This is a genomic window from Streptococcus mitis (assembly GCF_002096735.1).
GTDB classification, from domain to species: domain Bacteria; phylum Bacillota; class Bacilli; order Lactobacillales; family Streptococcaceae; genus Streptococcus; species Streptococcus mitis_CZ.
In genome coordinates, this window is sequence record NZ_NCVC01000017.1 from 89,876 (window position 1) to 115,546 (window position 25,671).

Annotated in this window: 23 protein-coding genes and 1 tRNA gene; 21 read left to right on the forward strand and 3 right to left on the reverse strand. The window is 40.6% G+C overall.

Annotation, left to right across the window (positions count from 1 at the left end; translation table 11 throughout):
* Nucleotides 1-7 precede the first annotated feature (7 nt).
* The 21 genes from licA to B7703_RS07615 all read left to right on the forward strand — a co-directional run bounded on the left by licA (nt 8) and on the right by B7703_RS07615 (nt 23,465).
* Nucleotides 8-877, forward strand: coding sequence for a choline kinase LicA (gene licA / locus B7703_RS07505; RefSeq protein WP_020902791.1), 870 nt, complete (start codon nt 8-10; stop codon nt 875-877).
* Nucleotides 867-1,745 carry a DMT family transporter gene (locus B7703_RS07510; RefSeq protein WP_000791828.1) on the forward strand — a complete coding sequence of 293 codons (879 nt, stop codon included), beginning with the start codon at nt 867-869 and terminating at the stop codon, nt 1,743-1,745. Before licA ends, B7703_RS07510 begins: the two co-directional genes overlap by 11 nt.
* Before the next feature lie 11 nt (nt 1,746-1,756).
* Nucleotides 1,757-2,446, forward strand: a complete 690-nt coding sequence (locus tag B7703_RS07515) for a CTP--phosphocholine cytidylyltransferase (RefSeq protein ID WP_020902399.1) — start codon at nt 1,757-1,759, stop codon at nt 2,444-2,446.
* A gap of 87 nt (nt 2,447-2,533) precedes the next feature.
* Entirely contained in the window at nt 2,534-3,382 is an 849-nt protein-coding gene (gene dprA, locus B7703_RS07520) for a DNA-processing protein DprA (protein WP_060628151.1), read from the forward strand.
* A 117-nt stretch (nt 3,383-3,499) separates the two neighbouring features.
* Nucleotides 3,500-5,587, forward strand: a complete 2,088-nt coding sequence (gene topA, locus B7703_RS07525; protein ID WP_020902794.1) for a type I DNA topoisomerase — start codon at nt 3,500-3,502, stop codon at nt 5,585-5,587.
* A 258-nt stretch (nt 5,588-5,845) separates the two neighbouring features.
* Nucleotides 5,846-6,205, forward strand: coding sequence for a YbaN family protein (locus B7703_RS07535; RefSeq protein ID WP_004258004.1), 360 nt, complete (start codon nt 5,846-5,848; stop codon nt 6,203-6,205).
* 92 nt (nt 6,206-6,297) lie between these two features.
* Nucleotides 6,298-6,930 (forward strand): copper homeostasis protein CutC, encoded by a 633-nt coding sequence (locus B7703_RS07540; RefSeq protein WP_020902796.1) that lies wholly within the window; start codon nt 6,298-6,300, stop codon nt 6,928-6,930.
* A gap of 43 nt (nt 6,931-6,973) precedes the next feature.
* Nucleotides 6,974-7,630 (forward strand): MmcQ/YjbR family DNA-binding protein, encoded by a 657-nt coding sequence (locus tag B7703_RS07545; protein WP_070527767.1) that lies wholly within the window; start codon nt 6,974-6,976, stop codon nt 7,628-7,630.
* Between the two features lie 313 nt (nt 7,631-7,943).
* A complete protein-coding gene (locus B7703_RS07550; protein ID WP_070527764.1) occupies nt 7,944-9,506 on the forward strand; it encodes a 2-isopropylmalate synthase in 1,563 nt (520 codons plus the stop codon).
* A gap of 11 nt (nt 9,507-9,517) precedes the next feature.
* Nucleotides 9,518-10,555, forward strand: a complete 1,038-nt coding sequence (gene leuB, locus B7703_RS07555) for a 3-isopropylmalate dehydrogenase (protein ID WP_084924266.1) — start codon at nt 9,518-9,520, stop codon at nt 10,553-10,555.
* Nucleotides 10,552-10,821 carry a DUF1294 domain-containing protein gene (locus tag B7703_RS07560; protein WP_084924267.1) on the forward strand — a complete coding sequence of 90 codons (270 nt, stop codon included), beginning with the start codon at nt 10,552-10,554 and terminating at the stop codon, nt 10,819-10,821. Before leuB ends, B7703_RS07560 begins: the two co-directional genes overlap by 4 nt.
* Nucleotides 10,822-10,824: 3 nt before the next feature.
* Complete coding sequence (gene leuC, locus B7703_RS07565) at nt 10,825-12,207, forward strand: 3-isopropylmalate dehydratase large subunit (RefSeq protein ID WP_084924269.1); 1,383 nt, start codon at nt 10,825-10,827, stop codon at nt 12,205-12,207.
* 9 nt (nt 12,208-12,216) lie between these two features.
* A complete protein-coding gene (gene leuD / locus B7703_RS07570) occupies nt 12,217-12,810 on the forward strand; it encodes a 3-isopropylmalate dehydratase small subunit (RefSeq protein WP_084924270.1) in 594 nt (197 codons plus the stop codon).
* 25 nt (nt 12,811-12,835) lie between these two features.
* Nucleotides 12,836-13,615 (forward strand): L-threonylcarbamoyladenylate synthase, encoded by a 780-nt coding sequence (locus B7703_RS07575; protein WP_084924272.1) that lies wholly within the window; start codon nt 12,836-12,838, stop codon nt 13,613-13,615.
* A gap of 136 nt (nt 13,616-13,751) precedes the next feature.
* A complete protein-coding gene (locus B7703_RS07580) occupies nt 13,752-15,140 on the forward strand; it encodes an AAA family ATPase (RefSeq protein ID WP_084924273.1) in 1,389 nt (462 codons plus the stop codon).
* Entirely contained in the window at nt 15,127-16,443 is a 1,317-nt protein-coding gene (locus tag B7703_RS07585; RefSeq protein ID WP_185761599.1) for an McrC family protein, read from the forward strand. Before B7703_RS07580 ends, B7703_RS07585 begins: the two co-directional genes overlap by 14 nt.
* Nucleotides 16,444-16,615: 172 nt before the next feature.
* Nucleotides 16,616-17,602, forward strand: a complete 987-nt coding sequence (locus tag B7703_RS07590) for a GMP reductase (RefSeq protein ID WP_050112828.1) — start codon at nt 16,616-16,618, stop codon at nt 17,600-17,602.
* A 66-nt stretch (nt 17,603-17,668) separates the two neighbouring features.
* Nucleotides 17,669-17,740, forward strand: a tRNA-Arg gene (locus B7703_RS07595).
* Nucleotides 17,741-18,027: 287 nt separating this feature from the next.
* Nucleotides 18,028-18,726 (forward strand): ribonuclease III, encoded by a 699-nt coding sequence (gene rnc, locus B7703_RS07605; protein WP_084924277.1) that lies wholly within the window; start codon nt 18,028-18,030, stop codon nt 18,724-18,726.
* Nucleotides 18,717-22,256 (forward strand): chromosome segregation protein SMC, encoded by a 3,540-nt coding sequence (gene smc, locus B7703_RS07610; RefSeq protein WP_084924278.1) that lies wholly within the window; start codon nt 18,717-18,719, stop codon nt 22,254-22,256. Before rnc ends, smc begins: the two co-directional genes overlap by 10 nt.
* Nucleotides 22,257-22,538: 282 nt before the next feature.
* Complete coding sequence (locus tag B7703_RS07615) at nt 22,539-23,465, forward strand: bifunctional riboflavin kinase/FAD synthetase (RefSeq protein ID WP_060628170.1); 927 nt, start codon at nt 22,539-22,541, stop codon at nt 23,463-23,465.
* An 83-nt stretch (nt 23,466-23,548) separates the two neighbouring features.
* Here B7703_RS07615 and B7703_RS07620 read toward each other — a convergent pair whose 3' ends face one another.
* Genes B7703_RS07620 through B7703_RS10160 form a run of 3 tightly spaced genes read right to left on the reverse strand, consistent with a single transcriptional unit; the run spans nt 23,549 to nt 25,398 of the window.
* A complete protein-coding gene (locus B7703_RS07620; protein ID WP_060628171.1) occupies nt 23,549-24,364 on the reverse strand; it encodes a TIGR03943 family putative permease subunit in 816 nt (271 codons plus the stop codon).
* Nucleotides 24,361-25,266 (reverse strand): permease, encoded by a 906-nt coding sequence (locus tag B7703_RS07625; protein ID WP_060628173.1) that lies wholly within the window; start codon nt 25,264-25,266, stop codon nt 24,361-24,363. Before B7703_RS07625 ends, B7703_RS07620 begins: the two co-directional genes overlap by 4 nt.
* Complete coding sequence (locus B7703_RS10160; RefSeq protein WP_000268685.1) at nt 25,267-25,398, reverse strand: SPJ_0845 family protein; 132 nt, start codon at nt 25,396-25,398, stop codon at nt 25,267-25,269.
* Between the last annotated feature and the right edge of the window lie 273 nt (nt 25,399-25,671).

The window sequence follows — 25,671 nt, forward strand, 5'->3', positions numbered from 1 at the left end:
GTTAATTGTGGAGAAAATCATTAAAGAGAAAATTTCTTCCCTACTTAGTGAAGAAGAGGAAGTCCTCAGTGTTGAACAACTGGGGGGAATGACCAATCAAAACTATTTGGTCAAAACAACAAATAAGCAATACATCGTTAAGTTCTTTGGTAAAGGGACAGAAAAGCTGATCAATCGTCAAGATGAAAAGTACAATCTTGAACTACTAAAGGATTTAGACTTAGATGTAAAAAATTATCTTTTTGATATTGAAGCTGGTATCAAAGTAAATGAGTATATCGAATCTGCGATTACGCTTGATTCAACGTCAATCAAGACCAAGTTTGATAAAATTGCTCCAATTTTACAAACCATTCATGCTTCTGGTAAGGAATTAAGAGGAGAATTTGCTCCTTTTGAAGAAATCAAAAAATACGAATCTTTGATTGAAGAAAAAATCCCGTATGCCAACTATGAAGCTGTTCGAGAAGAAGTCTTCTCCTTAGAGAAAAGATTGGCTGACTTAGGTGTTGACAGAAAATCTTGTCATATCGATTTGGTGCCTGAAAACTTTATCGAATCACCTCAAGGACGACTTTATTTGATTGACTGGGAATATTCATCAATGAACGATCCAATGTGGGATTTGGCTGCCCTCTTTTTAGAGTCTGAATTCACTCGTCAAGAGGAAGAAGCCTTCCTATCTCACTATGACAGTGAGCAAACACCTGTCTCTCGTGAAAAGATTGCGATCTATAAAATTTTACAAGATACTATTTGGAGTTTATGGACAGTCTATAAGGAAGAGCAAGGCGCAGATTTTGGTGACTATGGTGTGAATCGTTACCAAAGAGCTGTCAAAGGTTTGTCCTATTATGGAGGTTCAGATGAAAAATAAAAATGGAGTTTCTTTTGGTCTACTCTCAGGTATTTTCTGGGGGTTGGGTCTGACAATTAGTGCTTATATCTTTTCAATTTTTACTGACTTGTCGCCCTTTGTGGTAGCCGCTGCTCACGATTTCTTGAGTATCTTTATCTTACTAGCTTTTCTCTTGGTAAAAGAAGGAAAAGTTCGTCTCTCAATTTTCTTAAATATTCGCAATGTTAGTGTGATCATCGGAGCCTTGCTAGCAGGCCCTATCGGTATGCAGGCCAATCTTTATGCGGTTAAGTATATCGGAAGTTCCTTAGCTTCATCTGTGTCGGCTATTTACCCTGCGATTTCGGTTTTATTGGCTTTCTTCTTTTTGAAGCACAAGATTTCAAAAAATACTGTATTTGGGATTGTCTTGATTATTGCAGGGATTATTGCTCAAACTTATAAGGTTGAACAGGTCAATTCCTTCTACATTGGGATTCTCTGTGCTTTAGTTTGTGCCATTGCATGGGGAAGTGAGAGTGTTCTAAGCTCTTTTGCTATGGAAAGTGAATTGAGTGAAATCGAAGCCCTCTTAATCCGTCAAGTAACTTCATTCTTGTCCTATCTTGTGATTGTGCTCTTCTCTCATCAGTCATTTGCAGAAGTGGCCAATGGACAATTGCTAGGTCTTATGATTGTCTTTGCAGCCTTTGATATGATTTCCTATTTGGCTTATTATATCGCTATCAATCGCTTGCAACCAGCCAAGGCTACAGGCTTGAACGTGAGTTATGTAGTTTGGACTGTCTTGTTTGCAGTTGTTTTCTTGGGTGCACCGCTAGATATGCTGACAATTATTACGTCACTTGTCGTTATTGCTGGAGTTTATATTATTATTAAAGAATAAAGGAGATTCGTGTGAAAGCCATCATCTTAGCAGCGGGATTGGGAACTCGCTTGCGTCCTATGACTGAAAATACCCCTAAAGCCTTGGTTCAGGTTAATCAAAAACCCTTGATTGAATACCAAATTGAGTTTCTCAAAGAAAAAGGTATCCATGACATCATCATCATTGTTGGTTACCTTAAAGAACAATTCGATTACTTGAAAGAAAAATATGGGGTTCGCCTCGTTTTCAATGATAAATACGCTGACTACAATAACTTTTACTCTCTCTATCTTGTAAAAGAAGAATTAGCTAACAGTTATGTTATCGATGCCGATAATTATCTCTTTAAAAATATGTTCCGCAATGATTTGACACGTTCGACTTATTTTAGTGTTTATCGTGAAGATTGTACCAACGAATGGTTCTTGGTCTATGGAGATGACTACAAGGTTCAAGACATTATTGTTGATAGCAAGGCAGGTCGCATTCTTAGTGGTGTATCCTTCTGGGATGCTCCAACTGCAGAAAAGATTGTTAGCTTTATCGATAAGGCTTATGCAAGTGGTGAATTTGTTGATCTCTACTGGGACAATATGGTTAAGGATAACATCAAAGAGCTAGATGTCTATGTTGAAGAATTAGAAGGCAATAGCATCTATGAAATTGATAGTGTCCAAGACTATCATAAATTAGAAGAAATTCTTAAAAACGAAAATTAAAGATTCCAACATCTGGCTGAAATAGTCGGATGTTTTTTTGATTTTTTACGAATAAATAGATGAGTAGAAAAAGAAATGGAGATATTTATGAAAATCACAAACTATGAAATCTATAAGTTAAAAAAATCAGGTTTGACCAATCAACAGATTTTGAATGTCCTAGAATACGGTGAAAATGTTGATCAAGAACTGTTGTTAGGTGATATTGCAGATATATCAGGTTGCCGAAATCCAGCTGTTTTTATGGAACGTTATTTTCAGATAGACGATGCGCATTTGGAGAAGGAGTTTAAAAAATTTCCATCTTTCTCTATTTTAGATGACTGTTACCCTTGGGATTTGAGTGAAATATACGATGCGCCTGTACTTTTATTTTACAAGGGAAATCTTGACCTCTTGAAATTTCCTAAGGTAGCGGTCGTGGGAAGTCGTGCTTGTAGCAAACAGGGAGCTAAGTCAGTTGAAAAAGTCATTCAAGGATTGGAAAATGAACTGGTTATCGTCAGTGGATTAGCCAAGGGCATTGACACAGCAGCTCATATGGCAGCTCTTCAGAATGGCGGAAAAAGCATTGCAGTGATTGGAACAGGTCTGGATGTGTTTTATCCTAAAGCCAATAAACGCTTGCAAGACTACATCGGCAATGACCATCTGGTTCTCAGTGAGTATGGACCAGGCGAACAACCTCTAAAATTTCATTTTCCTGCCCGTAATCGCATCATTGCTGGACTTTGCCGTGGTGTGATTGTAGCAGAGGCTAAGATGCGCTCAGGTAGTCTCATTACCTGTGAGCGAGCAATGGAAGAAGGACGCGATGTCTTTGCTATTCCTGGTAGCATTTTAGATGGACTATCAGACGGTTGCCATCATTTGATTCAAGAAGGGGCAAAATTGGTCACCAGTGGGCAGGATGTTCTTGCGGAATTTGAATTTTAAGACGAAAGTTCGCTTACTAGACAAACTTTTCTTCTATATATAGGAGCTAAGTCTTGACAGTTATGGCAAAATGGTTTACACTTTATAAAGTTTATTACTTTGAAAAGGTGTGATACTGTGGCTACGGCAACAAAAAAGAAAAAATCAACTGTTAAAAAAAATCTAGTAATCGTGGAGTCACCTGCTAAGGCCAAGACGATTGAAAAATACCTCGGCAGAAACTACAAGGTTTTAGCCAGTGTCGGCCATATCCGTGATTTGAAGAAATCCAGTATGTCAGTCGATATTGAAAATAATTATGAACCGCAATATATCAATATCCGAGGAAAAGGTCCTCTTATCAATGACTTGAAAAAAGAAGCCAAAAAAGCTAATAAAGTCTTTCTGGCGAGTGACCCGGACCGTGAAGGAGAAGCGATTTCTTGGCATTTGGCTCACATTCTCAACTTGGATGAAAATGATGCCAACCGTGTGGTCTTCAATGAAATCACCAAGGATGCGGTCAAAAATGCTTTTAAAGAACCTCGTAAGATTGATATGGACTTGGTCGATGCCCAACAGGCTCGTCGTGTCCTAGACCGTTTGGTAGGCTATTCGATTTCGCCTATTTTGTGGAAGAAGGTCAAGAAGGGCTTATCAGCAGGGCGCGTTCAATCTATTGCGCTTAAGTTAATCATTGACCGTGAGAATGAAATTAATGTCTTTCAGCCTGAAGAATACTGGACAATTGATGGTGTCTTTAAAAAGGGAACCAAGCAATTTCAGGCATCCTTCTATGGAGTAGATGGCAAAAAGCTGAAACTGACTAGCAATGATGAGGTCAAGGAAGTCTTGTCTCGTCTGACTAGTAAAGACTTTTCAGTGGATCAGGTGGATAAGAAAGAGCGCAAACGCAATGCTCCATTACCTTATACTACTTCATCTATGCAGATGGATGCTGCCAATAAAATTAACTTCCGTACTCGAAAAACCATGATGGTTGCCCAACAGCTTTATGAAGGGATTAATATCGGTTCTGGTGTTCAAGGTTTGATTACCTATATGCGTACCGATTCGACTCGTATCAGTCCAGTAGCGCAGAACGAAGCAGCAAGTTTCATTACGGACCGTTTTGGTAGCAAGTATTCTAAGCATGGTAGCAAGGTCAAAAATGCTTCAGGAGCTCAGGATGCCCACGAGGCTATTCGTCCGTCTAGTGTCTTTAATACACCTGAAAGTATTGCTAAGTATTTGGACAAGGATCAGCTCAAGCTTTATACCCTTATCTGGAATCGTTTTGTAGCGAGTCAGATGACAGCTGCTGTCTTTGATACTATGGCTGTTAAATTGTCTCAAAATGGGGTTCAATTTGCTGCTAATGGTAGTCAGGTTAAGTTTGATGGTTATCTTGCCATTTATAATGATTCTGATAAGAATAAGATGTTACCGGACATGGCTGTTGGAGATGTAGTCAAGCAGGTAAATAGCAAACCAGAGCAACATTTCACTCAACCGCCTGCTCGCTATTCTGAAGCGACACTGATCAAGACCTTGGAGGAAAATGGGGTTGGCCGTCCGTCAACCTACGCACCAACAATTGAAACCATTCAGAAACGTTATTATGTTCGCCTTGCAGCCAAACGCTTTGAACCGACAGAGTTGGGAGAAATTGTTAATAAGCTCATCGTTGAATATTTCCCAGATATCGTAAACGTGACCTTTACAGCTGAAATGGAAGGCAAACTGGATGATGTCGAAGTCGGAAAAGAGCAGTGGCAACGTGTCATTGATGCCTTTTACAAACCATTCTCCAAAGAAGTGGCCAAGGCTGAAGAAGAAATGGAGAAAATCCAGATTAAGGATGAACCAGCTGGATTTGATTGTGAAGTGTGTGGCAGTCCAATGGTCATTAAACTTGGTCGTTTTGGTAAGTTCTATGCTTGTAGCAATTTCCCAGATTGCCGTCATACCCAAGCAATCGTGAAAGAAATCGGTGTTGAGTGTCCAAGTTGTCATCAGGGACAAATCATTGAGCGTAAAACCAAGCGTAACCGTCTCTTCTATGGTTGCAATCGCTATCCAGAATGTGAATTTACCTCTTGGGATAAGCCTGTTGGTCGTGACTGTCCAAAATGTGGCAATTTCCTCATGGAGAAAAAAGTCCGTGGTGGTGGCAAGCAGGTTGTATGTAGTAATGGTGACTACGAAGAAGAAAAGATTAAATAAGAGGAGAGTCCTGAAAGTGAATTTCAGGCTCTTTTTGGTTGGAACTTGACAAAATTCACCATTGTATGCGAAACTAGAAGAAGATTATTTTATACTCAATGAAAATCAAAGAGCAAACTAGGAAACTAACCGCAGGTTGCTCAAAGCACTGCTTTGAGGTTGCAGAAGAGACTGACGAAGTCAGGAACCATACCTACGGTAAGGGTGACGTTGACGCGGTTTGAAGAGATTTTCGAAGAGTATTAACTAGGAGAAGTTATGCGTCTTATCTATCTAATTATTGGTTTCTTATCACTGGCCTTGGCTATTATTGGGGTTGTTTTGCCCTTATTGCCGACAACGCCTTTTCTTTTGTTGTCTATTGCTTGTTTCTCAAGAAGTTCCAAGCGCTTCGAAGATTGGCTTTATCATACCAAACTCTATCAAGCATATGTGGCTGATTTTCGTGAGACCAAGTCCATTGCGCGTGAACGTAAGAAAAAAATCATCGTATCTATCTACATCTTGATGGGAATTTCCATTTATTTTGCCCCTCTCTTACCAGTCAAAATCGGTCTGGGAGCCTTGACCATCTTTATCACTTATTATCTCTTCAAGGTCATTCCAGATAAAGAATAGTTAAAATAGTAGTTATTTCCCTTGATAAAAACGAAAGTATATTCACAACAATATGATATAATAAATTTAAAGTAATACTCAAGGAGAATCAAATGATTTACGAATTTTGTGCTGAAAATGTGACCTTGCTTGAAAAAGCGATGCAGGCTGGAGCTCGTCGAATCGAACTCTGTGATAATCTAGCAGTGGGAGGAACAACACCAAGCTATGGAGTAACCAAGGCAGCGGTTGAACTGGCATCTAACTACGATACGATCATTATGACTATGATTCGTCCACGTGGTGGCGACTTTGTCTATAATGACCTAGAAATTGATATCATGCTGGAAGATATTCGTTTGACTGCTCATGCTGGAAGTCAAGGGGTTGTATTTGGGACTTTAACAGCTGATAAGAAGTTGGATAAGCCTAATCTTGAAAAGTTAATTGCTGCATCAAAAGGAATGGAAATTGTCTTCCACATGGCCTTTGATGAATTGAGCGATGAAGATCAACTGGAAGCTATTGACTGGCTTAGTCAAGCTGGAGTCACTCGTATCCTAACTCGCGCTGGTGTGTCTGGCGACTCCTTAGAAAAACGTTTTGCTCACTATCACAGAATTTTGGAGCACGCTAAAGGTAAAATTGAAATTCTACCAGGTGGGGGGATTGACCTTGACAACCGTCAAACCTTTATCAATCAGCTAGGCGTGACACAATTACATGGAACCAAGGTTGTCTTTTAAAAAATAGAAAGGAACTGCTAGCTTTGGGTAGCAGTTTTCACTTATGTTTGAAATTTTTAAATCCTATCAGTTTAATCAAGAAAAGGCTCATGATTATGGTTTTGTAGAAAATGGTGGAGTGTGGACCTATAGTTGCCAAATTTTGCAGGATGACTTTGTCATGACTGTGTCCATCACTACTGATAATGTGAGTTTTCAAGTCTTTGACCAGGAGACTGGTGACCTCTATCCTCAAGTTCATATGGAAAGTATGACAGGAAGTTTTGTTGCAAGTGTCCGTGAGGCTTGTCTGGAGATTCTCTACCAGATTCGGAAGGCTTGTTTTGAGGTACAGGATTTTATCTGCCCTCAGACTAAGCGAATCATGACTCAAGTTCAGGAAAAGTATGGTAATCAGTTGGAGTATTTGTGGGAGAAATCGCCTGATACGGCAGTGTTAAGACATGAAGGCAATAAAAAGTGGTATGCCGTCTTGATGAAAATTTCTTGGGATAAGCTGGAAAAGGGCAGAGAAGAGCTAGTGGAAGCAGTCAACCTCAAACATGACAAAGTAGCCGATTTACTTTCAAAAAAGGGCATTTATCCAGCTTTTCATATGAATAAACGTTACTGGATTAGTGTGGCGCTTGATGATACTTTATCAGATAAAGAAGTATTGGAATTTATAGAAAAAAGTTGGAACTTAACCACTAAAAAATGAAACATTTCAATGGTTTTCAAGAACTTTCAATTAGCAAAATATTCTCTACTGAAGAAATTTTCAGAAAATATTGGATTTTTTCTTGACAAGCACTTTTGCCTATGCTAAAATACTAAACAAGATATCAAACGAAGGAGAAAGTCAAACATGAAAACAGCTAAGTTTAATCAATTTGCTTTGTTGTTGAGGTACTCGGGCTAGTGCAAAAAGCATTAGTCCTGTTTGGCTTACCAAGCGGGAGTGAATCAACATCTCGCTTGGGTTTCTGAGCGAGATGTTTTTTTAAAACCACATTTGGAAAAGGGGAAATCTTATGAGAACAGTTGAATTTCTAGATACCAGCCTTCGGGATGGAGAACAGACACCGGGTGTTAACTTTTCAATCAAGGAAAAAATTGCCATTGCAAGACAGCTGGAGAAATGGGGCATTTCAGCCATCGAAGCTGGTTTTCCAGCGGCTAGTCCAGACTCATTTACGGCAGTTCAGGAGATTGCTAAGACCTTGAAGAAAACGGCAGTGACTGGTTTGGCCCGCTCTGTCAAGTCTGATATTGATGCTTGTTACGAAGCCCTCAAGGATGCCAAATATCCACAGGTTCACGTCTTTATCGCTACTAGTCCCATTCACCGCAAGTATAAGCTCAATAAGAGCAAGGAAGAGATTCTAGAAGCTATTAAGGAGCATGTCTCTTATGCACGTTCCAAGTTTGAGGTTGTCGAATTCTCTCCTGAGGATGCGACCAGAACAGAGTTGGATTTCCTCTTACAAGTCGTTCAAACAGCGGTTGATGCAGGTGCGACTTATATCAATATCCCTGATACGGTAGGATTTACCACACCAGAGGAATATGGAGCTATCTTCAAATACTTGATTGAGAATGTCAAAACGGAACGTCAGATTATCTATTCGCCTCACTGTCATGATGACCTCGGAATGGCAGTGGCTAATAGCCTTGTTGCTGTCAAGAATGGGGCAGGACGAGTCGAAGGAACCATCAATGGTATCGGGGAGCGAGCTGGTAATGCTGCTTTGGAAGAAATTGCAGTGGCCCTCAATATTCGTCAAGATTACTATCAAGCAGAAACTAGTATTGTTTTAAATGAAACCATCAATACGTCAGAAATGGTTTCTCGCTTCTCAGGTATCCCAGTTCCTAAAAACAAGGCCGTTGTTGGTGGCAATGCCTTTTCTCATGAATCTGGTATTCACCAAGACGGAGTCCTTAAAAATCCTCTTACTTATGAGATTATCACCCCTGAATTGGTCGGTGTCAAGAGTAACAGCCTCCCACTTGGAAAATTGTCAGGTCGCCATGCCTTTGTTGAAAAACTAAGAGAACTGGCCTTAGACTTTACAGAAGAGGATATCAAACCACTCTTTGCTAAGTTCAAGGCATTGGCCGACAAGAAACAAGAAATCACAGATGCAGATATTCGTGCTCTGGTAGCTGGAACCATGGTTGAAAATCCAGAAGGCTTCCACTTTGATGATTTACAACTTCAAACTCATGCAGATAATGACATTGAAGCACTCGTTAGCCTAGCCAATATGGATGGTGAGAAAGTTGATTTCAATGCGTCAGGGCAAGGTTCCGTTGAAGCGATCTTCAACGCTATTGACAAATTCTTCAATCAATCTGTTCGCTTGGTGTCTTACACTATTGACGCGGTGACAGATGGAATTGATGCCCAAGCTCGGGTCTTGGTAACTGTTGAAAATAGAGATACAGAAACCATCTTTAACGCAGCAGGTCTGGACTTTGATGTGTTGAAAGCTTCTGCTATTGCCTACATTAATGCTAATACCTTTGTTCAAAAAGAGAATGCTGGTGAGATGGGACGCAGTGTTTCCTATCGTGACATGCCTAGTGTGTAAAGGAGAATGCTATGACAAAGAAAATAGTGGCCCTAGCAGGGGACGGAATCGGTCCAGAAATCATGGAGGCCGGTTTAGAAGTTCTGGAGGCTCTAGCTGAAAAAACAGGTTTTGATTATGAGATTGATAGACGACCTTTTGGAGGTGCAGGTATCGATGCTGCAGGGCATCCTTTACCTGATGAAACCCTCAAGGTATGTCGTGAAGCAGATGCCATTCTACTAGCGGCTATCGGTAGTCCTCAGTATGATGGAGCAGCGGTTCGCCCTGAACAAGGCTTGCTAGCTCTCCGTAAGGAACTCAATCTCTATGCTAATATTCGCCCTGTTAAGATTTTTGAGAGTCTCAAGCATTTGTCACCACTAAAATCAGAACGAATTGCTGGGGTGGACTTTGTCGTTGTGCGGGAGTTGACAGGCGGGATTTACTTTGGAGATCATATCCTTAAAGAGCGCAAAGCGCGTGATATCAACGACTATAGCTATGAGGAAGTGGAGCGGATTATTCGCAAAGCCTTTGAAATTGCAAGAAATCGCAGAAAAATCGTTACTAGTATCGATAAGCAAAATGTGTTGGCAACATCAAAACTCTGGCGGAAAGTAGCTGAGAAGGTCTCACAGGATTTCCCAGATGTGACCTTGGAACACCAGTTAGTGGACTCAGCTGCCATGCTCATGATTACCAATCCTGCTAAGTTTGATGTCATCGTGACAGAGAATCTTTTCGGAGATATTCTCTCAGATGAATCAAGCGTCCTATCTGGTACACTTGGGGTCATGCCATCAGCCAGTCATTCTGAAAATGGACCAAGTCTCTATGAACCTATTCACGGTTCAGCGCCTGATATTGCAGGTCAAGGAATTGCCAATCCTATTTCCATGATTTTATCAGTTGCCATGATGTTGAGAGATAGTTTCGGACGTTATGAGGATGCAGAGTGTATCGAGCATGCTGTTGAGGCAAGTTTGGCAGCTGGTGTTTTAACAAGAGATATAGGTGGACAGGCTTCGACCAAGGAAATGACAGAAGCTATTATTGCAAGGTTATGAAGTTAGACGTAAAAATTACTCTAGTCCTTTTGATTTGGAATGTCATGGTTTTCTTGATTTATGCTATTGACAAATCCAAGGCAAGGAGAAGAGCTTGGCGCATCCCAGAGAAAATCTTACTCATTTTAGCCTTTGTTTGTGGTGGTTTTGGTGCCTGGTTAGCAGGAATCATCTTTCACCACAAGACTCGAAAATGGTATTTTAAAACAGTTTGGTTTCTTGGGATGGTGACCACACTAGTAGCCTTATATGTTATTTGGAGGTAATGGATGGCAGGAAAATCGATTTTTGATAAATTATGGGATCGCCATGTCATCACAGGAGAAGAGGGGCAGCCCCAACTCATGTATGTGGACCAGCACTATATCCACGAGGTGACCAGCCCTCAAGCTTTTCAAGGATTACGAGATGCAGGGCGCAGATTGAGACGACCAGACTTGACATTTGGAACCTTCGACCACAATGTCCCGACAGTCAATATCTACGATATTCGAGATGTCATTTCCAAGGCGCAAATTGATAAGCTAGCTGAAAATGTTGAGGAGTTTGGGATTGAACATGCGGCCCACGGTTCTGAAAAACAGGGAATTGTGCACATGGTGGGACCAGAAACTGGACGGACCCAACCAGGAAAATTCATCGTCTGTGGAGACAGCCATACGGCAACTCACGGTGCTTTTGGAGCAATCGCCTTTGGAATTGGGACCAGTGAGGTCGAACATGTCTTTGCTACCCAGACCCTCTGGCAGGTCAAACCTAAGAAAATGTTGGTGGAATTCACTGGAGTTCCTCAAAAAGGAGTTTATTCCAAGGATTTCATTTTAGCCTTGATTGCCAAGTACGGCGTTGCTTGCGGCGTTGGCTACGTGGTGGAATATCGTGGACAAGCAATTGATGAACTGAGTATGGAAGAGCGCATGACCATCTGCAATATGTCCATCGAGTTTGGATCTAAGATGGGAATCATGAATCCGGATCAAACCACCTATGACTATCTCAAGGGACGAGAATGTGTGCCAGAGGACTTCGAAGAGGCTGTGGCGGATTGGAAAACAATTGTCAGTGATGATGATGCTGTTTACGATAAGGTTATTCATATGGATGTCTCAGACCTTGCTCCTATGGTGACCTGGGGAACCAACCCTGCTATGGGGGTTGACTTTGACAGTAGATTCCCAGAAATTAAGGATATGAATGATGAGCGAGCCTACAATTACATGGACTTGGAGCCTGGTCAAAAGCCAGCAGATATTGAACTAGGTTATATCTTTATCGGCTCTTGTACAAATGCTCGTCTTAGCGATTTGCAACTGGCTGCGCGATTTGTTAAAGGGAAGAAAATTGCTCCTAATCTAACAGCTATTGTGGTTCCAGGCTCTCGTCCTGTCAAACGAGCTGCTGAGAGGTTGGGCTTGGACAAGGTCTTTCTAGATGCTGGCTTTGAGTGGCGAGACCCAGGTTGCTCTATGTGCCTAGGGATGAATCCTGACAAGGTTCCAGATGGTGTCCACTGTGCCTCAACCAGCAATCGAAACTTTGAGGACAGACAAGGATTTGGCGCTAAGACCCATCTCTGCAGTCCAGCCATGGCAGCAGCAGCAGCTATTGCAGGGCGCTTTGTAGATGTTCGGCAAATGCCAGAGGCCCAGTAAGGAGAGGATATGGAGAAATTTACAGTTTATATGGGAACGACCGTTCCTCTCATGAATGATAACATCGACACCGACCAAATCCTACCCAAGCAGTTTCTCAAGCTGATTGATAAAAAAGGCTTTGGTAAGTACCTCATGTATGCTTGGCGTTATCTGGACGACAAGTATACTGAGGACCCAGACTTTGTCTTTAACCGACCTGAATATCGGGAAGCCAGTATTCTCATCTCAGGGGATAACTTCGGCGCAGGTTCTTCAAGGGAACACGCAGCTTGGGCTCTAGCGGACTATGGTTTTAAAGTCGTAATTGCAGGGTCTTTTGGAGATATTCATTACAATAATGAACTCAATAATGGTATGTTGCCTATTGTTCAGCCCAGAGAGGTTAGAGAGAAACTAGCCCAGCTGAGACCTACCGACCAGGTAACTGTAGACTTGGAACAACAAAAAATCATCTCACCAGTTGGAGAATTCACTTTCGAAATCGATAGCGAATGGAAACATAAGCTCTTAAATGGTTTGGATGATATCGGTATTACTTTGCAGTATGAAGATTTGATTGCTGCTTATGAAAAACAACGACCAGCCTACTGGCAGGATTAGAAAAAATAGAAAAGGAAATAGAACTATGACAAAACACATTCAATGGAACGGAACACTTTCACAAGAAGGCTATGACATTTTAAAAGGTGAGGGCGGTTGTATTGTTTGCCCTACAAAAGTTGGTTACATCATCATGACTAGTGACAAGGCAGGACTTGAGCGTAAGTTCGCAGCCAAAGAACGCAATCGTAACAAACCAGGTGTCGTTCTCTGTGGTAGCATGGATGAGCTCCGTGCTTTAGCACAACTCAATCCAGAAATTGAAGCCTTTTACCAAAAACATTGGGATGAAGATATTCTTCTTGGTTGTATCCTTCCATGGAAACCTGAAGCTTTTGAAAAACTAAAAGCATACGGTGATGGTCGTGAAGAGCTGATGACTGACGTGCGTGGTACTAGCTGTTTCGTTATCAAGTTCGGGAAAGCTGGTGAACAATTGGCTGCCAAACTTTGGGAAGAGGGCAAGATGGTCTATGCCTCATCAGCTAACCCATCTGGAAAAGGAAACCGTGGTAAGGTAGAAGGTATCGGGGAACGTATCGAAGAAGCTGTAGACCTTGTCATCGAAGCAGACGACTACGTGGCATCAATCCAGCCTGACAAAACGATTGAAACTCGCTACGAGCAAGGTGTGATGGTCTCTATGGTTGATAAAGACGGTAAACTCATCCCAGAACAAGGAGGAGCACGCTCAACTTCACCAGCCCCAGTTGTGATCCGTAAAGGGCTTGACATTGATAAAATCATGATGCACCTGTCAGACACCTTTAACTCATGGGACTATCGCCAGGGCGAGTATTATTAAGATAAAAATGAAGTCTAGTGTTATGAGATATTTAAGCTCCTAACACTGGGCTTTTTGTTTAATTCCTTGCTTTGCTTCTTGATTAGTGTTATTATATAAAAAAATATTATATGTTAATGTAAAAATGGAGGAATTTATGTCGAATATAAGAGTTTGGAAAATTTCAGTTGGCGGGACCAATAACATAAAATTGCATAAGAAATCTTTTAAGGATAAAGTTCTATATATTGGATTTGAAAATATAGAAGAAAAAAATTATCCTTACAGTGGTGAAGAAAAACCTAGAAAACAAGAGAATCAAGTAGCACTCCTTCAACATGGAGTCAGTATAGGAGATTTAGTAGTAGTTCCTAGGAAGAATCTACGGGCTTCTTTTTTGGCTAAAATAATTGGTCCTTATCAATATGTTGAAAATAGTGAGTTCGAAGGGTTTCCAAGACGATTTGAAATCATTCCGATTAGTAAATTTGGTGATTTCCAGTTAAATTCTCTTGAAACCAAGAAATGGGACTTTACAACAGTATCTTTATTAACATATTCAAGTCTTGATGAGTTATATATGGATTTTAATATTGAAAAAGATAAGATTGCAGATATTAAAAACGAGGAAAACACATCAGAAAATATCAACGAGTATAAAAATATTTTACTGTCATCCAAAAACCTCATCCTCCGCGGTGCTCCTGGTACAGGAAAAACTTATCTTGCTAAAGAAATTGCTAAAGAATTAACGGATGGCAACGAAGACCAAATAGGCTTTGTACAGTTTCACCCATCTTATGACTATACGGATTTTGTAGAGGGATTGAGACCAGTATCTAATGGAGATGGTACCATTGAGTTTAAATTAGTAGATGGTATTTTTAAGAAGTTTTGTCAGAAAGCTAGAGACGCTAAGAAAACTGGAGGCCAAGATAATTTTGTCTTCATCATTGATGAAATCAACCGTGGGGAGATTTCTAAGATTTTTGGGGAACTCTTTTTCTCTATCGACCCTAGTTATCGTGGGGAAAAGGGAAGTGTTTCTACCCAATATGCAAATCTACACGAAACTGATGAAAAGTTTTATATCCCCGAAAATGTTTACATCATCGGAACTATGAATGATATTGATCGTTCAGTAGACACCTTTGATTTTGCTATGCGCCGTCGCTTCCGCTTTGTTGAAGTTACTGCCGAGAGTCAAGTTGGCATGTTGGATAAAGAGCTGAATATCCATGCAGAAGAAGCAAAAATTCGTCTAAGAAACTTGAATGCTGCTATTGAAAATATTCAAGAATTAAACAGTCATTACCATATCGGACCAAGTTATTTCCTGAGGTTAAAAGAAGTAAAATTTGATTATGAATTACTCTGGTCTGATTATCTCAAACCGCTTTTGGAAGATTATCTACGTGGTTCTTATGACGAGGTTGAAACTCTGGAAACTTTTAAAAAGGCATTTGATCTGACAAAGAATGAGCAAAAAGATCAGGCAGTAGCTGATGACAATGAAGGCGATGAAAACGATGATGCGGATTACTGATAATCAACACAAGATTGTTAAAGAAAAATTTGTTGAAGAATATCCTAAACTAAGCAGTCTTCTTTTAGACAGAACCTTGAAAAGTCTATCCAAAGATGAATGTATTTTCATTTTTCCAAATGATTTGAAGAATTCTCCTGACTTAGAGAAGGATCAAAAAATCTTTGAAACAGTTAATCAGAAAATCAAGACTGGAAATGTGATTGGTTTTCTGGGGTGTGATCAGGAAAGATTAACGATTTCCTCTCGCTTTTCTGATGAGAGTAATGACCATTTTTTGCATTATCTCTTACACAAGGTTCTTCATATCAATCTCACTAGTTTAGATGTTGCTTTGTCTCGTGAAGATAAGCTCTATCAACTTTTGATGTATTTCTTCCCTAAGTATCTACAAGCTGCTATTAGAAAAGGTCTTTATAAGGAATACCATCGATTTTCTTATAATGACAGTAATGTTAAGGGAGTGATTGATGTAAGAAAACATCTCAAGAAAAATCTTCCTTTCACGGGAAATATTGCCTACACAACGAGAGAGTTCACCTATGATAATCCCCTCATACAGTTGGTCCGTCACACTATTGAATACATTAAGAACCAGAAAAGAATTGGTCAAGGGGTACTAGATAATCTCTCAACTAGTCGTGAAAACGTAGCTGAAATCGTGCGTGTAACGCCTTCTTATAAACTAGCTGATCGTGCTAAGATTATTCGAGTAAATCAATCTAAACCTATACGTCATGCATACTTTCACGAGTACAGAAAGTTACAAGAACTTTGTCTGATGATCCTAAACCAAGAAAAGCACGGTTTAGGGTATCAAGATCAAAAAATTCATGGTATTCTTTTTGATGTTGCCTGGCTTTGGGAAGAGTATGTTCATACTTTGTTGCCAAAAGATTTCATCCATCCACGGAATAAAGAAAAACTAGGTGGTCTTTCGGTATTTTCTGTTGGGAAACGGAAAGTATATCCAGATTTTTATCAAGAAGAGCTTAAAATAGTTTTAGATGCTAAGTATAAAAAACTGGAATTGACTGAAAAAGGAATCAACCGTGAGGACTTATTCCAGCTGATTTCCTATTCTTATATTTTGAAAGCTGAGAAGGCTGGTCTTGTTTTTCCGAGCAAGGACAAGGTTGTTGATAATGAGATAGGAAAGCTAGCAGGTTATGGAGCTTTGTTGAAGAAATGGTCTATCCAAATCCCTCAGAAGTCTTCATCTTATCGTGAATTTTGTGAAATGCTGGAAAACTCCGAAGAAATATTTAAAAGTAATATTACTAAAGAAGTGGGGAGAAAATAATCTCTCCTATTCTTTCTATTTGTTCAAGTGAAATCCGAACAATATATTTTAATTTATAAAATTATTTGACAAAAACTGTACTTTGATTTATAATAAATTAAGGAAACGTCGGAAAAAGGCGTAGGGATGCACAAGCATAGGTAGGTCATTACAAAAGAAACGAGACATCGAGATGTTAAATGAATTTCCAATTTTTGATTACGAAGACATTCAATTGATTCCAAATAAATGTGTCATTAAAAGTCGTGCAGAAGCGGACACAAGTGTCACTCTAGGAAAGCACACCTTTAAACTACCTGTTGTGCCTGCTAATATGCAGACGATTTTGGATGAAAATGTAGCAGAGCAACTGGCTAAAGGTGGTTATTTCTACATTATGCATCGTTTTGATGAGGCAGGACGTATTCCTTTTATTAAGCGCATGCATGAGCAAGGGCTCATTGCTTCTATCTCTGTCGGTGTTAAGGATTATGAGTATGATTTTGTCAGCCAGCTCAAGGCTGATGCTCCAGAATACATCACTATTGACATTGCCCATGGTCATGCGGATAGCGTGATTTCTATGATTCAACACATCAAGAAAGAATTGCCAGATACCTTTGTCATTGCTGGAAATGTAGGAACACCAGAAGCGGTGCGTGAATTGGAAAATGCTGGTGCGGATGCTACTAAGGTCGGAATCGGTCCTGGTAAGGTTTGTATCACCAAGGTTAAGACTGGTTTTGGTACAGGTGGTTGGCAGTTGGCTGCTCTACGCTGGTGTGCCAAGGCTGCGCGTAAACCGATTATCGCTGATGGAGGAATTCGTACTCACGGTGATATTGCCAAGTCTATTCGTTTCGGTGCCAGCATGGTCATGATTGGTTCCCTCTTTGCAGGACATATTGAAAGTCCAGGGAAAACGATTGAAGTCGATGGTGAACAGTTCAAAGAATATTACGGTTCAGCCTCACAATATCAAAAGGGTGCTTACAAAAATGTGGAAGGCAAACGTATCTTGCTTCCTGCTAAAGGTCATCTGCAAGACACTTTAACTGAGATGGAACAAGACCTTCAAAGTGCTATTTCCTATGCAGGTGGACGTCAGGTTGCTGACCTTAAACACGTTGATTATGTTATCGTGAAAAACTCCATCTGGAATGGGGATGCTTCCCACTAAGACGGGCTATCCGTCTAGAAAAAAACTTGTTATTAGAGCAAATTTCTGTTATAATAAAACAAGTTTCCACCCTTAGTGTAATGGATATCACGTAAGATTCCGGTTCTTGAGATGGGGGTTCGATTCCCTCAGGGTGGATGTAAACATCCTAAAAAAGCCTTTAATAGGGCTTTTTATTTATCCTGCCTCAAATTTGCCCCTAATACTCTTCGAAAATCAAATTCAAACCACGTCAGCATCGCCTTACCGTACTCAAGTACAGCCTGTGGCTAGCTTCCTAGTTTGCTTTTTGATTTTCATTGAGTATAAAGCTGAAAATCTATGTTAAAGAATGCCCAACCCCCCTCCAGTCCCGTTTTAGAGTGACTCAGGAGGCTTTTTTTGATATAATAAAAAGGACTGTTATCAGTTAGAAAGAGGTTGGTATGAAAGAATTACAAACTGTACTAAAGAACCATTTTGCAATCGAATTTGCAGACAAAAATTTACTGGAAACTGCCTTTACTCATACGAGTTATGCCAATGAGCACCGCCTCTTAAAAATTTCACACAATGAACGCTTGGAATTTTTAGGAGACGCTGTTCTACAGTTATTGATTTCAGAATATCTGTATAAAAAATATCCTAAAAAACCTGAGGGTGACTTGTCTAAACTCCGTGCCATGATTGTCCGCGAGGAAAGTTTGGCTGGTTTTGCGCGTGATTGCCAGTTTGATCAATTTATCAAGTTGGGTAAAGGGGAAGAAAAATCTGGTGGTCGCAATCGTGATACCATTCTTGGGGATGCCTTTGAAGCCTTTCTCGGTGCCCTCCTTTTGGACAAGGATGTGGCCAAGGTCAAGGAATTTATCTATCAAGTCATGATTCCTAAGGTTGAAGCAGGCGAATTTGAGATGATTACAGACTACAAAACCCATCTCCAAGAGTTACTTCAGGTCAATGGGGATGTGGCTATTCGTTATCAGGTGATTTCTGAAACGGGTCCTGCCCATGATAAGGTCTTTGATGTAGAAGTTCTTGTCGAAGGTAAGAGCATTGGTCAAGGTCAAGGTCGTTCTAAGAAACTAGCAGAGCAGGAAGCTGCCAAAAATGCCGTTGAGAAAGGGCTGAATTCATGTATTTAAAGGAAATCGAAATTCAGGGATTCAAGTCTTTTGCTGATAAGACCAAGGTCGTCTTTGACCAAGGTGTGACGGCAGTTGTTGGACCCAATGGATCTGGAAAGTCCAATATTACTGAAAGTCTGCGTTGGGCCTTGGGGGAGTCAAGTGTTAAGAGTCTCCGTGGGGGCAAGATGCCGGATGTCATCTTTGCTGGAACTGAAAGTCGCAAACCGCTCAATTATGCTTCTGTAGTTGTGACTCTGGATAATCATGACGGATTTATCAAGGATGCAGGTCAAGAAATCAGGGTAGAGCGGCATATCTATCGTAGTGGAGATAGCGAATACAAGATTGACGGCAAGAAAGTCCGTCTACGTGATATTCATGACCTCTTCTTGGATACTGGATTGGGACGCGATTCCTTCTCCATCATTTCCCAAGGGAAGGTTGAGGAGATTTTTAATTCTAAACCTGAAGAACGCCGTGCCATTTTTGAAGAAGCTGCTGGAGTTTTGAAATACAAGACTCGCAGAAAAGAAACTGAGAGTAAACTGCAACAAACTCAGGATAATCTGGATCGTCTAGAAGACATTATCTACGAGTTGGATAATCAAATCAAGCCTCTTGAGAAGCAAGCTGAAAATGCTCGTAAGTTTCTAGACTTGGAAGGGCAACGTCAGGCTATTTATTTAGACGTTCTGGTTGCTCAAATCAAGGAAAATAAGGCTGAACTAGACTCGACACAAGAAGAGTTGGCTCAGGTTCAGGAACTCTTGACTAGCTACTACCAAAAGCGTGAAAAATTAGAAGAAGAAAATCAGAATCTTAAAAAGCAACGCCAAGATTTACAGGCTGAAATGGTCAAAGACCAAGGCAGTTTGATGGACTTGACCAGTCTGATTAGTGATTTAGAGAGAAAATTGGCCCTATCGAAACTGGAGTCCGAGCAAGTAGCCCTCAATCAACAGGAAGCACAAGCCCGTTTGGCTGCTTTAGAGGATAAGAGAAATTCACTCAGCCAAGAAAAATCAGCTAAAGAAAGTTCTTTAGCTCTCTTAGAAGAAAATCTAGTCCAAAATAATCAAAAACTCAATCGATTAGAGGCTGAATTACTGGCTTTTTCAGATGATCCAGATCAGATGATTGAGCTTCTACGTGAACGCTTTGTAGCTCTTTTACAAGAAGAAGCGGATGTCTCAAACCAACTGACTCGTATTGAGAATGAGTTGGAAAATAGTCGCCAGCTTTCTCAAAAACAAGCAGATCAACTAGAAAAACTCAAAGAACAATTGGCTACAGCTAAAGAAAAGGCGAGTCAGCAAAAAGAAGAGCTTGAAACTGCCAAGGAGCAGGTTCAGAAATTATTGGCTGACTATCAAGTCTGTGCCAAGGAGCAAGAGGAACAGAAAACTTCCTATCAAGCTCAACAAAGTCAACTCTTTGACCGTCTGGATAGTCTCAAAAACAAGCAGGCTAGAGCCCAAAGTTTGGAAAATATCCTTAGAAATCACAGTAACTTTTATGCAGGTGTTAAGAGTGTTCTCCAAGAAAAAGCCCGCCTTGGTGGAATTATTGGTGCTGTTAGTGAGCACCTGACCTTTGATGTACATTATCAAACTGCTCTAGAGATTGCGCTTGGAGCCAGCAGTCAGCATATCATCGTAGAAGATGAAGAGTCGGCAACCAAGGCGATTGATTTCCTCAAACGAAACAGAGCAGGTCGTGCAACTTTCCTTCCTTTGACAACGATCAAGGCTCGTACGATTTCTAGCCAGAATCAAGATGCTATCGCTGCAAGTCCGGGATTTTTGGGCATGGCAGATGAGTTGGTGACATTCGATAATAGGTTGGAAGCTATTTTCAAGAACTTGCTAGCTACGACGGCTATTTTTGATACCGTAGAACACGCGCGTGCAGCTGCTCGCCAGGTTCGTTATCAGGTTCGTATGGTGACATTGGATGGGACAGAGTTGCGCACAGGTGGTTCTTATGCAGGTGGTGCCAATCGCCAGAATAACAGCATTTTTATCAAGCCAGAACTGGAGCAATTACAAAAAGAAATTGCTGAAGAAGAAGCAAGTCTTCGTTCAGAAGAAGCGAGTTTGAAGAACTTGCAAGACGAGATGGCTGGATTGACAGAAAGTTTAGAAGCTATCAAATCTCAAGGAGAGCAGGCTCGTATTCAGGAGCAAGGCTTGTCTCTCGCTTATCAGCAAACTAGTCAGCAAGTTGAAGAGCTAGAAACTCTTTGGAAACTTCAAGAAGAGGAATTAAATCGTCTTACTGAGGGTGATTGGCAAGCAGATAAGGAAAAATGCCAAGATCGCCTTGCTACTATCGCGAGTGATAAGCAAAATCTGGAAGCTGAGATTGAAGAAATTAAGTCTAACAAAAACGCAATCCAAGAACGCTATCAAAACTTACAGGAAGAGGTAGCGCAAGTTCGCCTGCTTAAGACAGAACTGCAAGGACAAAAACGTTATGAAGTTGCAGATATTGAACGTTTAGGCAAGGAATTGGACAATTTAGATATCGAGCAAGAGGAAATCCAGCGCCTTCTTCAAGAAAAGGTTGACAATCTTGAGAAAGTTGATACGGATTTGCTCAGTCAGCAGGCCGAAGAAGCAAAAAATCAGAAAACCAATCTCCAACAAGGTTTGATTCGCAAGCAGTTTGAGTTGGATGATATTGAGGGTCAGCTGGATGACATTGCTAGTCATTTGGATCAGGCTCGCCAGCAGAATGAGGAATGGATTCGCAAGCAAACACGTGCTGAAGCTAAGAAAGAAAAGGTCAGCGAGCGCTTGCGCCATCTACAAAGTCAATTAACAGACCAGTATCAGATTAGCTATACTGAAGCACTAGAAAAGGCGCATGAATTGGAAAATCTCAATCTGGCAGAGCAAGAGGTTAAGGATTTGGAGAAGGCTATTCGCTCACTGGGTCCTGTCAACTTGGAAGCCATTGAACAGTACGAAGAAGTCCACAACCGTCTGGATTTCCTAAATAGCCAGCGAGATGATATTTTGTCAGCGAAAAACCTACTTCTTGAAACCATCACAGAGATGAATGATGAGGTTAAAGAACGCTTTAAATCAACCTTTGAGGCTATTCGTGAGTCCTTTAAAGTGACCTTCAAGCAGATGTTTGGCGGAGGTCAGGCAGACCTGATTTTGACTGAGGGAGACTTGCTGACAGCTGGGGTTGAGATTTCTGTCCAACCGCCAGGCAAGAAAATCCAGTCTCTCAACCTCATGAGTGGTGGGGAAAAAGCCTTATCAGCTCTAGCCTTGCTTTTCTCTATTATTCGAGTTAAGACTATCCCGTTTGTTATCTTGGATGAGGTAGAGGCTGCGCTAGACGAAGCCAATGTCAAACGCTTTGGGGATTACCTTAACCGCTTTGACAAGGACAGCCAATTTATTGTCGTAACCCACCGTAAGGGGACCATGGCAGCGGCTGATTCCATCTATGGAGTGACCATGCAGGAATCGGGTGTTTCAAAGATTGTTTCGGTTAAGTTAAAAGATTTAGAAGAAACAGTAGACTAGTTACCAAACGATGAGTCTGGGACAAAAAGATTTTGATTTTAGGAATTCTTTATTATAAATTTTAAAAATCGATAGATTAGACAAAAAAAGCGAACAAGACAGAATTCTGAGTTTCAGATAACTCGTTTTGTTCGCTTTTTATATTTAAGGCTAGACTTTTGTCCCAGACTCATTTTCTTAAAACTAACATCCTGAAATGTTTTTAAGGTCATTTCAGGAGTAAAAAATGACATTTGGGATTTCCTTTTAGCGAAAAGGCTTTCTCTATGATATAATAGTTTCATGATTACAACAGTACCTATAAAAAACGCAAAAGACATCGCAGTACCTGATAAGACAGTTCTTGTATTAGGCTATTTTGACGGTATTCATAAGGGACATCAGAAGCTTTTTGAAGTAGCTAGTAAGGCTTCTATGAAAGATTATATACCAGTTGTCGTGATGACCTTTACAGAGTCCCCTAAGCTTGCTTTGCAACCTTACAACCCAGAATTAATGCTTCATATTGTCAGCCATGAAGAACGAGAACATAAGATGAAATGGCATGGAGTAGAGGCTCTTTTCTTACTTGACTTTAGTAGTAAATTTGCTAGTTTAACGGGTCAAGAGTTCTTTGATACCTATGTTAGAGCATTAAAACCAGCGATTATCGTAGCAGGATTTGATTACACCTTTGGTTCTGATAAGAAAACTGCGGATGATTTGAAGGATTATTTTGATGGAGAAATCATCATTGTTCCTCCTGTTGAAGATGAAAAGGGGAAAATTAGTTCTACTCGTATTCGTCAAGCTATTCTTGATGGAGATGTCAGAGAAGCTGGTCATTTACTTGGCACTCCTCTACCGTCACGTGGAATGGTTGTTCATGGCAATGCACGTGGACGGACTATCGGTTACCCAACAGCAAACTTAGTTTTAAGAGATCGAACCTATATGCCAGCTGATGGTGTTTACGTAGTCGATGTTGAAGTGCAGCGTAAAAGATATCGTGGAATGGCGAGTGTCGGGAAAAATGTTACTTTCGATGGAGAAGAACCACGTTTTGAAGTCAATATTTTTGATTTTTCAGATGACATTTACGGTGAGACAGTCATTGTCTACTGGCTAGACCGTGTCCGTGAAATGGTCAAATTTGACTCTGTTGAAGAACTGGTAGATCAACTCCAGAAAGATGAAGGAATTGCTCGGAATTGGAAGGATGCTGAGTAGGAAATCGGAGTTTTATATAAAATTATCCATACTTTAGATTCTTATTTCTAAATAGAAAAAGTAGCCCTTTCCAGGCTACTTTTTTAAAACACGCGATACACGTAGGGATTTTCTGGTTTATCGACTTTGGTAAAGCTATCGATTTCCAAGGTTGGGAGGTTTTGTTTGAGTTCTTTATGATAGTGATTGACTAGTTTTCCTTTGGCTGTAATCCAGGTATTATTTTCATACTGACGGGTATTTCCCTTGGTCAGCAATCCATACACACCCGAATCTGCGATACAGTGAATAATGCCGAAGCGGAACAAAAATTGGCTATTGGCATGACTGGGGTCGTTATAGACAAAGCCTGTGAACTGGACTGTCTTACCCTCAAACTCATCTGGATAGTCGTAGATAGCTTCCATGACTTCCATATAGTTTTCGTTGGTGACCTGAATGCTATCTTTGGACAAGTATTTATCCGCCGCCATTCTCATTTCCTTTTCATAGGCTGTTTTTGAGAAATAAGAACTGGTATCTGGTTTCAAATATTGGCTTGTCGTCCCTTCGCTGGTCTGAATGGCTTGATCCGTTCCTTCTGATAAGGGGAAATGATAGCCTTTGGCAGATACGGTCTGAGAATCCAAGCTAACAGTTGGGAAAGTTAAACCAACAACAATTGGAATTGCCAGAAGAGCAATACTTATTACCTTCGCTAATCGGCTATTCAGATGACTGTGGGTTTTGACTTGCTTCATCCAGATATACAATTGAACAATAGCCAATATAAAAGAAAGCACCATGGAAATATAGGCCAGATAGGAATAGTGCATGTTGATGTACTGGTTTAATTTGCCCGACAGATGGAGATAAATGGTCAGTTCAAAATAGCCAGCTAAAACTAAAAATCGAATCATAGGATGACTCCAATCAAGAGAGAATAGACTAAAACGACCAGAGTTACAATCGTTATGAAGTGACTGATAAATCGTGCTTTCAAGTAATTTTTCATCATGAGAATATTTTTGATATCTAGCATTGGGCCAATAACGAGAAAGGCCAGAACTGGTGCCAAACCGAAACTCGAGAGAAGAGAAGCACCGATAAAGGCATCTGCCTCACTACAAAGTGAAAGAAGAAAGGCCAAAAGCATCAACAGCAAGATGGCAAAAAGAGGGGTCGCACTGATAGAAGTCAAAATGCGTGTCGGAACGTAGACCTGTATTATAGAGGCAAAGAGACAGCCAAATACCAAATAACGCCCCGTATCAAAAAATTCATCAATGGCCTGCACAAAGACTTGAAAAACTTTCTTTGCAGGGCTCAAGTGAGAAAAATCATGCTCATGACAGGCAAAACGATTTTCTTTTTGAATGGGTTCTTGCCAGAAAAATCCCAGAAAAATTCCTAGTATCACAGCTACAAGAATGGACCCCAGAGCTCGTAACAAGGCAACGTGAAAGGAGTTGCCAAAGGCAGAATAGGTCGCAAATAGAACAATGGGATTGATAACTGGTGCAGTCACAAGAAAGGGAACAGCCGTGTAACTGGGAACTTTCTTTTCCAGAAAACGATTGATAATGGGGACGATTCCACATTCACAAGAAGGAAAAAGCATCCCAACGAAGGTCCCAAAAAAGATTCTCCCCCAACGATTTCGAGGGAGAAGATGATAAACCTTGTCAGGTGTGATATAGACTTCAATCAGCCCTGAGACAATACTTCCTATCAGCACGAAAGGGAGGGCTTCAATGATAATGGAGAGAAAAATGGCTCCAGTCTGAAGCACACTAGATGGGAGTTGTTGGAAAGCAGTCATCTAGTTTTTCTTTTCTGCTTTGGCCTTTTTCTCTTTGTCATCAGGGAAAGTGACCTGCTTCAAATCTGGGAGTTTAGCAAACTCTTCAAACATTTTGTCCAAGTCGTCTCGTTTTGTAAATTTTACAGCCATAGGTGTACCTCGATTCTAAATTCTACCTCTATTATACTATTATTTTGAGGAAAAGGGAAAAGTTAAAATTGAGTATCTAACGAATAATAGAGCTTTATAAATCCTGATTAAGTCTGGTAGATTGAGAAAACTTGACAAAAAAAGTAGATAGTGCTAGAATAACATTAACGAAAGACATTTGAGGGCAGAAAGGTTCCTGCCGCACCTTGAAAAAGGTATCTGAGATGCTGGGTACACCGACCAGCCAAGTGTCCGTTATTTCAAAGGAGGGAG